The sequence below is a fragment of the Trichocoleus sp. FACHB-591 genome (genome assembly GCF_014695845.1).
Classification (GTDB): Bacteria; Cyanobacteriota; Cyanobacteriia; order FACHB-46; family FACHB-46; genus Trichocoleus.
In genome coordinates this window covers 1-9,742 of sequence record NZ_JACJPA010000115.1, presented here as the reverse complement: position 1 = coordinate 9,742, position 9,742 = coordinate 1, and the positions used below count along the sequence as shown (strand labels likewise).

At 47.8% G+C, this 9,742-nt stretch carries 11 protein-coding genes, 6 tRNA genes and 1 pseudogene; 13 read left to right on the top strand and 5 right to left on the bottom strand.

Annotated features, from left to right (window positions below; translation table 11 throughout):
- Positions 1 to 42: 42 nt before the first annotated feature.
- From H6F90_RS26310 to H6F90_RS26270, 9 genes are all read left to right on the top strand, one after another.
- Positions 43 to 114, top strand: a tRNA-Gly gene (locus H6F90_RS26310).
- A 5-nt stretch (positions 115 to 119) separates the two neighbouring features.
- Positions 120 to 194, top strand: a tRNA-Val gene (locus H6F90_RS26305).
- A 5-nt stretch (positions 195 to 199) separates the two neighbouring features.
- A tRNA-Arg gene (locus tag H6F90_RS26300) sits at positions 200 to 299 on the top strand.
- A gap of 3 nt (positions 300 to 302) precedes the next feature.
- Positions 303 to 379 (top strand) — tRNA-Ala (locus tag H6F90_RS26295).
- Positions 380 to 382: 3 nt separating this feature from the next.
- Positions 383 to 456, top strand: a tRNA-Ala gene (locus H6F90_RS26290).
- Positions 457 to 458: 2 nt separating this feature from the next.
- A tRNA-His gene (locus tag H6F90_RS26285) sits at positions 459 to 554 on the top strand.
- Between the two features lie 92 nt (positions 555 to 646).
- Positions 647 to 1,042, top strand: coding sequence for a DUF4279 domain-containing protein (locus H6F90_RS26280; protein WP_190554994.1), 396 nt, complete (start codon positions 647 to 649; stop codon positions 1,040 to 1,042).
- A 110-nt stretch (positions 1,043 to 1,152) separates the two neighbouring features.
- Complete coding sequence (locus H6F90_RS26275) at positions 1,153 to 1,488, top strand: hypothetical protein (protein WP_190441265.1); 336 nt, start codon at positions 1,153 to 1,155, stop codon at positions 1,486 to 1,488.
- Positions 1,489 to 1,726: 238 nt separating this feature from the next.
- Positions 1,727 to 1,954: a hypothetical protein gene (locus tag H6F90_RS26270; protein WP_190554993.1), complete on the top strand. Its 228-nt coding sequence runs from the start codon at positions 1,727 to 1,729 to the stop codon at positions 1,952 to 1,954.
- Between the two features lie 91 nt (positions 1,955 to 2,045).
- Here the strand turns inward: H6F90_RS26270 and H6F90_RS26265 are convergent, their stop codons facing one another.
- From H6F90_RS26265 to H6F90_RS30255, 4 genes and pseudogenes are all read right to left on the bottom strand, one after another.
- Positions 2,046 to 3,104 carry a PDDEXK nuclease domain-containing protein gene (locus H6F90_RS26265; RefSeq protein WP_190554992.1) on the bottom strand — a complete coding sequence of 353 codons (1,059 nt, stop codon included), beginning with the start codon at positions 3,102 to 3,104 and terminating at the stop codon, positions 2,046 to 2,048.
- Between the two features lie 52 nt (positions 3,105 to 3,156).
- The gene (locus tag H6F90_RS26260; RefSeq protein WP_190554991.1) at positions 3,157 to 3,660 is read right to left on the bottom strand and encodes a hypothetical protein; all 504 of its coding nucleotides are present in this window, start codon (positions 3,658 to 3,660) and stop codon (positions 3,157 to 3,159) included.
- A 2-nt stretch (positions 3,661 to 3,662) separates the two neighbouring features.
- Positions 3,663 to 4,007 (bottom strand): annotated as a pseudogene (locus H6F90_RS26255) (ParA family protein); the annotation flags it as partial.
- Between the two features lie 209 nt (positions 4,008 to 4,216).
- Positions 4,217 to 5,152, bottom strand: a complete 936-nt coding sequence (locus H6F90_RS30255) for a hypothetical protein (protein WP_199296191.1) — start codon at positions 5,150 to 5,152, stop codon at positions 4,217 to 4,219.
- A 199-nt stretch (positions 5,153 to 5,351) separates the two neighbouring features.
- On the opposite strand from H6F90_RS30255, the gene H6F90_RS26245 reads away from it, so the two are divergent.
- Both H6F90_RS26245 and H6F90_RS26240 read left to right on the top strand, forming a co-directional pair.
- On the top strand, positions 5,352 to 5,966 hold the full coding sequence (locus H6F90_RS26245; protein ID WP_190554990.1) for a 3'-5' exonuclease: 615 nt from the start codon (positions 5,352 to 5,354) through the stop codon (positions 5,964 to 5,966).
- Between the two features lie 51 nt (positions 5,967 to 6,017).
- On the top strand, positions 6,018 to 6,653 hold the full coding sequence (locus tag H6F90_RS26240) for a hypothetical protein (RefSeq protein ID WP_190554989.1): 636 nt from the start codon (positions 6,018 to 6,020) through the stop codon (positions 6,651 to 6,653).
- Between the two features lie 527 nt (positions 6,654 to 7,180).
- Here H6F90_RS26240 and H6F90_RS26235 read toward each other — a convergent pair.
- Complete coding sequence (locus tag H6F90_RS26235; protein ID WP_190554988.1) at positions 7,181 to 8,101, bottom strand: AraC family transcriptional regulator; 921 nt, start codon at positions 8,099 to 8,101, stop codon at positions 7,181 to 7,183.
- A 431-nt stretch (positions 8,102 to 8,532) separates the two neighbouring features.
- On the opposite strand from H6F90_RS26235, the gene H6F90_RS26230 reads away from it, so the two are divergent.
- Complete coding sequence (locus H6F90_RS26230) at positions 8,533 to 9,267, top strand: SDR family oxidoreductase (RefSeq protein ID WP_190554987.1); 735 nt, start codon at positions 8,533 to 8,535, stop codon at positions 9,265 to 9,267.
- A gap of 42 nt (positions 9,268 to 9,309) precedes the next feature.
- On the top strand, positions 9,310 to 9,537 hold the full coding sequence (locus H6F90_RS26225; RefSeq protein ID WP_190554986.1) for a hypothetical protein: 228 nt from the start codon (positions 9,310 to 9,312) through the stop codon (positions 9,535 to 9,537).
- Positions 9,538 to 9,742: the final 205 nt, after the last annotated feature.

The following is a 9,742-nucleotide window of genomic DNA, read 5'->3' as shown; positions in this document are numbered from 1 at the left end:
ACACGAGTTCGAGTCTCGTCTTTCGCTCCAATCTTGAATCTTGCGAATGTGGTGTAAGGGCTAACACCGGAGTATGCCAATCTCCAGATGCGAGTTCGACTCTCGCCATTCGCTCTCGTAGTCCTGTAGCTCAACGGTGGAGCAAGCGCCTTACAAGCGAGGGGTTGTAGGTTCGAATCCTATCAGGACTACCAACAATGGGAGTGTCGCCTAACGGATAAGGCAACTGTCTTCTAAACAGTTTTATGCAGGTAATGCCTTCGGCAACGCTACGCGAACGACTCCTGCCATTCCTGCCATAGGGGTCTGTAGCTTAACTGGAAAAGCGTCTGCTTTGCAAGCAGGAAGATGTCGGTTCAACTCCGACCAGAATCCACCAAATGGGACCATAGCTCAACTGGCTAGAGCATCCGCCTTGCAAGCGGAAGGTTAGGGGTTCGACTCCCCTTGGCTCCACTGTGACTGAACCCGAAGTGGTGGAGGGGCTGGTTTGTGACACCAGTGTTAGCGAGTACCCTTCGGGAAGCAAGCTACGACTCTCGTCAGTCACCCCACATTAAAGCGGTGATCGCCCTATACTCTTATCTATCCACATCTAGACCGAAGTAGCTTATCTCATCCAACTCTTTCGGGTCACTCGACTTCTATGTCTTGTATGTTCCGTGCTACCGGATTTGACTTTGCTGTAGACAAGTTTTTGCAGCAAAGTACCTTGATTCCTGACAGCGTTTGGCATAGAGGTGAGCACAGGTTAGCCAAACGGGTTCACGAGGGGTCTGGGTTTTCAATGGTTGCGAGTCAAGCTGACATGAGTAACCCACAACAGCAAGTAGAGGATGCGATCGCTTTTCTCAAGGCTAACCAAGTCGAGCTAGAGCGGCTACAGAAATTTTCAGGTGTTGAGAGGATATGCTTGGACTTTGGGATAGAAGACCGAGATGTGGCAGTTCAGTGTGACTACTTCCCGCCTGAGTTGCTACGACTGGCGGGCAATTTGAACATTGGTATCGAGGTGACGCGCTATCTCCAGGCTGATGAGTAATCGACACCAGCCAAACTAGATGTTTTACCGGATTGCGGGTCGCCTTTGTACGTTAGCCAGCCAGCTTTATCAGTAATCACTGACTCAACCTATGAAGTACGAAGCTATCTATGCAGTTATTTGAAGAGTCAAGTTTGAACGAAGTCAAGAATAAGGCTTTTCTCACTTATGTAGAGTGGGGGCCGAAGTTGCTAACTTCAAGAGAGCAGCGTTTATCCGAGGAATTTCCAGAGGTTGCTGCGGATGTTAGGGCCACTTGGATTGAAGAGTTTAAGAGTGTAAACAGTGAAATCTGGAAAGTAGCAGAAGAGGGTGGTCCGAAGAGTTATACGTATGAGACTTTTGCAAAGCGTATGAGTACTTCCTTTCCATTTATGAATCAAGTAGCTTTGGAAAGGGCATGGTTTCTCGTAGGCTATTTCGCTTGGCGTGAAGGCTATCGATGAGTAAGCCTAACCTAACAAGCCGCTCAACTGCACATACAATGAGCAAACCCATTAGCAATCGAGGGGTACGCAATTACTCAACGATAGAATGAGGGTTTCAGGCTTCAAAAACACTCAGGATTACGTTTGTAGTATGAGTGTTTTCAGATTCTTTAGGCCAGAATACTATACTTGCATGTCCTCCAATGTTTGTCCGGTACCTAAGGCATCGGCATATTAAATCACTAGTCATCATTCCATGAATTATTTTATCTGTTGGGCACTTGGGTTTAGCACCTTATGGGTCGGTCTGAAGCTATTTGACGATGAGGTGATTCTGATTGTCTCTATTTTCGTCGGTATAGGTTTCATCCTGGCTGGGCTGATTGCGGCTCCGACGCCGCTGCAAATTCCGATTGAAATCACATCAGTGCTCGTCTTGTTCAATGTTTGTATGCAGTGTATTCAACGGGGTGATCGCTCGTAAAGCGCTCTCTACAACCTATAGCTAGAGAGCGCTTTATTATTTTTAGGGAAGGTCTGCGAATCCTCTACTCCCGCTTCAAACAAATGAACCTTTAGTTGACACCCTTGTCCTCTAGGTCAGTGGCGATCGCCTCAATCTCCATCTCTAGTTGTTCTGGGGAGGGGAGGTTGTTTCGGAGGGGTTCGGGAAGGGTTTCGCTGAGTTGAAAGGTTGACACACCGATTGGCTTACCCATTTCTTGAAGCGCATACTCCACAGTTGTTTTGCTCTTACTGCGGCACAGAATGATGCCAATCGTCCGGTTGTCGTTAGGAGCACGAAGGAGGTTATCGACTGCTGCAACATAGAAATTCATTTTGCCGCTGAATTCGGGTTGAAACTCATCCATCTTGAGGTCGATCACCACGTAGCAGTGAAGTTTAACGTGGTAGAAGAGGAGATCAAGTTTGTATTCCTTATCATCCACCTCGATCGGATATTGGTTACCGAGAAAAGCAAAGCCTAATCCGAGCTCTAGTAGGAAGTCGCGAATATGTAAAACGAGTGCATTTTCTAGCTCTCGCTCTTGAGCATCCTTACCCAAGGTGAGGAAGTCTAGATGATAGGGGTCTTTGAGTAAGCTCTGAACTAAATCAGATTCCTCTTTGGGAAGAACTCTTTGGAAGTTGGTAGTTGCGCCACCAATTCTTGCTTTCAACCCTGTTTCGATTTGCAGGACTAAAACATCCCGGCTCCAACCATTTTCGATCGCTTGTTGGGCGTACCAAAGCCTTTCGTCCGCGTCTTTGAGTTTTTCGAGTAAGGCAATGTTGTGACGCCAAGGCAATTGTGCAACGCTGCGTTGCACAACTTCTTCATCTGAATAGGCTTCTGCAAAGGTTCGCATGTATTTGAGGTTGCGAGAGGAAAAGCCTTTCATCTCTGGGAATGCCTTGGCCAGATCTCGACTCAGTTGGTCAATGACTTTAGTGCCCCAGCCTTCTTCACGTTGCCTTGCTAAGATAGACTGACCGATTTGCCAGTAGAGCAGAATCAGCTCACGGTTGATGGCGATTGAGGCTCGAAGTTGAGCCGAGCGAATCTGATGTTTGAGGTCAGTGAGGAATCGGTCGTAATTGAAGGGTACAGGGGAGGACAGGGAGTCAGTCACGATCAAACTTCGCCGATTAGTTTTAAAGGGTTTCGCAAAAGAAGTAGACAGTTCAGCTTCGATTGGCTTGCCTAGTTTGTAGCGTGTCTAAAGTCTCTTTTGGAGCCTGTTGGTATTGTTCCAATAACTGAGCGATCGCTGCTTCTACTAACACTTCCTTATAAGGCGCATTCTCTTTGCCTAACTCCAGTTGCAACTTGAGGTGAAAGGTGTCTAGTTCCTTGAGTAATGTCTCATCAAGTTGAAAAGTCGCTTTTTTCAACTTCTTAGGTTGTTGGCTTCCTGACTTGTTAACTTGTTGGCTTCCTGACTTGTTGTCTGGTAGAGATATTGGTTGAGTATTGGATTGCTTTTTCCGGTTGTCAGCAGATGGGCTGACTGAAATTGTTGGCTCTGTTGGGTGGCTGTCGTCTACAACTTGCTGACTTTCTTGCTGGTTGACTTGTTGACTTGTTGCCTGGTCATCTGGTTTGACTTCTACAGAGTCAAAGTATTCATCCGCTTTGCTGCGAGGAAGATTGATGCGATCGCTGGTTCTTGGACGTTGTCTAGGCATGGTTAGGACTCCGATTGAATCGCTTGGATGACGCTTCGATAGGGCTGCACAAGTCGCCACTCTCCGGCGTATTGATGAATGGGTTCTCCAGCTAGGTTAGATTCTGCAAACTTCACAGACTTCGGAACTGGGTCAAAAATCTTGATTGCTTCCAGTTGATTTTTGAGAGTGCTGAGTACGTCCTGGGTCATGACTGTGTTCTTCTCGGCCATTGTTGGCAGAACACCCAAAATCTGTAGATTCGGATTGAGCCGTTTTTTGACGCTTTGAATCGTATCTAGGAGTGCTTCGAGTCCTTTAAGAGCAAAAAACTGGCATTGAATTGGAATTAACAAGCGATCGGCAGCAGCTAAGGCATTGCCGCTTCAATCAGTCGCTGCACCTCTCTTGGCGTCAAATACTCTTGGCTGCGGTAGGTAAGATTCAGTTGTCTAGAGGGCTCTGTAGGCGAGGACATAGAGCCATTTTAGCCTTACTGTCCATAAAATGTTTTATGGACAGTTTTTAGCTCTCGGCTTTAGAAGATCCGATCTCTTTTGCACGGTTTGACCTTCGCTTAAATGGATGGACGGAATTTTTGCGTGAAACTCATCCAGCGAGCCACCTTGCCCCCTGTGATGTTTAAGATCGGAACTTGATAGGTTTGAGTTTCTCCTCCCCCACCTTCATAGGAAACCCGTATGTCTGTACGTTCTACTTTGCCTAACCCATAAGCAGCAGCAATATCAGCGGATAGACTACAACTAATCGTGAATCGACCCATGTCGATACTGCCACCGCCTGCCCGATATACCCAGAACTGCTCGCCACGAATGGAGTCTCGTTGGCATAAAAAGTGGGTGATTTCAAACATTTTGGCAATGTGAACATCATAAAGTCGCAATTTGCCACCATAAGCGGATCGTGTTGTGTTTTGGTCAGGAACAGTAATCGCTAAAACTTCCTCAGCTCGACTGATCGTCATGGGCAGCTCAGTTCCTTGAGATACTGGAGCTTGCGAGGAGGCGGTATATCGTTTTAATAATGACCGAGAGACCTGTAGAGGAATTTGAGCCCGCTGACTGATGGCTTCGGCGGAAGGCATACCACCACCAACTTGTCTGACCTGCCAAACACCATCTTGATTCACGACAGCTACTAGGCCTCCCCCTTCCCCCATTAACCAACTTGCTAATGCGTACTGCCCTTGAACCATAATCCTTTTTACAGTTGGGTCAGGCAACCCTGGCCTTCGCAGGTACTCAATCACAGTCTCTTGAATTTCTGATTGGGGTGACTGGGCTATTACTTGTACTCCCTGAGCCGCAACTGGGGGAGCCAACGGAAGGGTTGGAGCAGTCCCAGCCAAAGCGATCGCGAAAGGAAGCAGCAGTTTTGCTGTCTGGAGCCGTGAAGTCATGAGATGTGGTAAATAAAAAGCTAAGTTTGAGTATTCCCAAGTCGGCTCAATTACTTCGTCAACAAAATTGTCGAGAAAGTGTCGCAAGAGCATTGATAGCACTCCACGCAGAACCCAAGCTAAACGTTGCAACAGCTTCAAGGATGGGCATATTGCAATAGAGGTATAGCTGATTAGAGCTTCAGTCGCACCTCTATTGCTGACCATATGGGCGATTGCTCATAAACCCTAGGCGTTGAGCAAAAAGTCTTGGAGCCTTACTTATGACAGCACATTTGGGCTGCCTCAGCAGATGACAACGTTTGTAGCAATAGACTTTGAAACAGCAGATCGAGGTCGGGGCAGTGCTTGCGCTGTGGGACTAATTCGCGTTGAGAATCATCAGATTGTCCAACGCCTCCACTTCCTGATTCGGCCTCCTCGACGCAGATTTGAGTTCAGCCACATTCATGGAATTACCTGGCCGGATGTGGCTCAGCAACCCACGTTTGGGGAGCTATGGCCCAACATCACTCCTCTGCTCCAGGATGCTGATTTTATTGCAGCGCATAATGCCCCTTTCGATAAGGGTGTCCTGTACGCCTGCTGTGATGCCTATGAAATTATCAAGCCTCAGCAGAATTTCATCTGCACTGTGCAGTTGGCTCGTTGCACTTGGAACATCCGTCCCACCAAGTTGCCTAATGTTTGCCAGCATTTAGGCATTGAGTTGGAGCATCACCAAGCCCTATCAGACGCAGAAGCCTGTGCTCGAATTGTGATTGCCGCTCACCAGCCTCTGGAAGTATCGAAAAGCAAAACGATCATTTCCTGTCCTGAGTGTCAGGGCCAATTAAGAGTTGCAGTGGGCAGAGCGGGGCAAATTCGGTGTCCTCGTTGCACCGCTGTATTTGAGACCCAAACTTGAAATAAATAGGCTCCCATTTAAGCAAGCAAGTAGCGGTGAGGTTAGCAAACAATGGATGAAGTGATTCAAAAAGTCGCAGCTTTAGGGCTGCCTGGGGTAGTCCTAGTGATTGTCATGGCAACCACTGGGTTGACAGGAGCCGCAGCCATTACAACAGCCTTGGCAATTCTAGGTGGACCCGCTGGCATGTTGGGCGGCATTGCTGTCCTGGGCTTAACTGGCTTGATTACCGAGAGCCTCGCAAAAACGGGGTTGGAAAATTTGCTAACCGCTATCTACTGCGATCGCCGCCGGCAAGAACCACAGGGTAAGTTACTGGCTGAATTAGACAGCCTGATTATTTTGGATGGTGACGTCAAGAACCGACTGCGATTGACTATTACCGAGGGTTGTGGTTGTGAAGCGGTGACTGATGCTCCCTTGTCGGAAGTGACGCAGCAAGCGATCGCGATTCTTAATACGGTTGTGGGCATCACGCCTGCTCATCATCGCGACTTCAGCAGCGCTACCTCGATCGCCCGGTTACGAGATGGAGCTACGGTTAGGACTTGGAAGAACTTGGTTGGGGTCGATCACGTATTCTTAGCAAATTACAACGACCAGATGGTTTATGGTGGCTTTGTCGGCTGGATTCACAGCGAGGGGCTGCATCAAGCGATCGCACAGATCAAACAAGAACTGACTTAGGGATACGTTAAACGTGGTACGAACGAAGAAAAACTGCTGAGTACAAGCACGTTGCCTTAGGCCGAATTTCCTCAAATACATTCGCTCAGAGGAGATTTCTTCAAACAACCTTTACTTGGATTGAACATCTAGGGTTCATATTGCCACCTCTTGCAATTCAAGCTGTATACCAAAGCCTTGTTGAACCCCTAGAGCGGAAAGCTAAGATTGACTCACGAGCTAGAGACTCAAAGCTTATAGCAATCCGCAATGCTCTATTGCCAAAATTGTCATGTGGTGAAATCCGTGTCAAAGATGCTGAACAAGTTATGGAGGCAGTAGTTTGATGGTAGAAGCGAATAAGCCCCCTCTAGGGCGATGAGAGAAAGTAGAGCCGAGAACTTATTGGAGCCGAGAGGATATAGACTTTACACCTTGGTTGGCTAAATCAGAGAATATCAAACTCCTAAGTGACACGATCGGAATTGAGCTAGAAGTTCAAGCCGTTGAAAAGAATGTTGGATCATTACTTTTCAGCAACGCCATGTTTAGGTGATGCGTAAACGTTCAATGTCTTTAATCGGCGGCGCACCAAACAGGCGAGAATATTCACGGCTGAACTGTGAAGGGCTTTCATAACCAACTTGATAGGCAGCGTTGATTGCATCAGCATTCTCGGCAAGCATCAGTCGGCGTGCTTCCAATAGCCTCAACTGTTTTTGATATTGCAGCGGGCTCATGGAGGTCACTTGCTTGAAATGGCGATGGAATGATGCCGGAGACATATTTGCTTGCGCGGCGAGCTCCTCAACCCGCAGCGACTGGGTGAAATCAGCCTTGATTCGTTTAATCACCTCAGCCACGCGCTGCATATTGCTGCCAGAGGTAGCAATTTGACGGACAGCTTCACCCTGTTCACCTGTTAAAAGGCGGTAGTAGATCTCGCGAATCATCATCGGTGCCAGGAATGGAATATCCTGTGGCGTATCTAAAAGCTGTGTGAGCCTGATAGCACAATTAATCAACGGTGCATCAGCATCGCTAATGAACAAGCCTCTCACTGAGTTTTCTTTTCTATCTGGGCCAAGTTGGGTATGGGCAATAACATCGCAGAGTTGGACTGGGTCTAAGTTCAGCTTGAATCCCAAATACGGCTTGTCTGGTGTTGCTTCGACCACAAATCCACTGAGCGGCAAATCCACTGAGACCACTAGATATTGAGCTACGCCATACTGATAAGCTTCCTCACCTAGCAACGCTTCCTTTCTGCCCTGAACAACGATACCGAGAACTGGTTCAGCCACACCACACATCGCGGTCGATACAACAGATTCCCGCATAAACTCCAAATGAGGAATAGTGGTTTTGTGGATACCATCCCCCTTAGCAGCGGTGTGCCGAGTCACTAATGCTGCCAGTTCTTGACACGCATTCTTGGCTTGACCGGGCTTCAGTATTTCAATCACCATGCTAGCTTCCTGGTTGATTCAGCCGTGCTCATGCGCTCATTATAGAGAGTATTCTCACTTAGCAAGATTTACTTGAGAGGATTAGGCAATGACATGCGAGGTTTGTGTATTCAGCGCTAATCTCCTTGAGCCTATGATGAGCCCAGTCGAGAAAGTGGTGAAAGGATAAGGCAATGACACAAGACATGATAGAAATCGCTTGAATAACCGGAGCGAGCCGAGGGTTGGGTAAAATACCGCTTTGTCGCTTGCCCAAAAGGGACTGATGTCATTGTGACGGATCGGGCAACGGAGCAGAAGCCGAAGATATTGTCGCTGCAACCGCAGCTTTACTAGCTAAAGACAACTGCTGGGTGAATGCTCAGAGAATTGAAGCCTTTGGCGGCATGATTCTTTAATTCACACTAATCGAAATAAACAGAAACCACACCATGATGAACGTAGAGAACAAAGTCATTGCCATCACCGGAGCCAGTAGCGGCATTGGTGAAGCTAGTGCTAAATTGCTGGCTGAGAACGGTGCAAAGGTAGTTCTAGGGGCGCGGCGCACCGAAAAGTTAGAAAAGATTGCCGAAGAAATCCGCAAACAGGGTGGCACAGCGGAGTTCAAAGCGCTAGATGTCACCGATCGCGAAGATGTGAAAGCATTCATTCACTTCGCCAAAGACAAATTTGGTCGTGTCGATGTGATCTTTAACAATGCAGGTGTAATGCCCCTATCGCCGATGAATGCCTTGAAGGTCGAGGAATGGGACCACATGATTAGCGTGAACATCCACGGTGTATTGAATGGCATTGCGGCGGGGCTGCCCATCATGGAAGCACAAGGTGGTGGACAATTCATCAATACTGCGTCCATTGCGGCCCATGTGGTAGCGCCCACTGCTGCAGTCTATTGCGCGACCAAGTATGCAGTTTGGGCTCTCTCCGAGGGACTGCGGCAGGAGTCAAACAATATCCGCGTCACCACCATATCCCCCGGCGTGGTTGAGACGGAACTCGGCTCTGATATTACAGATGATGCATCCAAAGGTTTTTTGCAAGAACTCCGCAAAACGGCGTTAACTTCAGATGCGATCGCCAGAGCGGTCTTGTATGCGGTGTCCCAGCCAGATGATGTCGATGTTAACGAAGTGATCGTCCGTCCGATTCGCCAAATGATGTAAGCATTAGATGACATCATAAAAACCACCACTAGTGATCACTCCATGAATCACTTCATCTTTTGGGCCCTTGGGTTTGGCACCTTATGGGTCGGTCTGAAGCTATTTGACGATGAAGTGATTCTGATTGTCTCTATTTTTGTCGGTGTAGGTTTCATCCTGGCTGGGCTGATTGCGGCTCCGACGCCGCTGCAAATTCCGATTGAAATCACATCAGTGATCGTCTTGTTCAATGTTTGTATGCAGTGTATTCAACGGGGCGATCGCTCGTAAAGCGCTCTCTACAACCTATAGCTAGTGATCGCTTTGTTGCTTCTATGAAAGGTCTAAAAATCCTTTACCCTTTATTGGGATGGTTATTCAGGCAGAACTTACGCAAAAGTCATTTGAACGGACGGATGCTTGAGTTGCTCCTTGAGATACTCAGAGAGCATCCCGTGCTTGATTTGATAGATAGTTCTACCACTTTCGTAGGCAA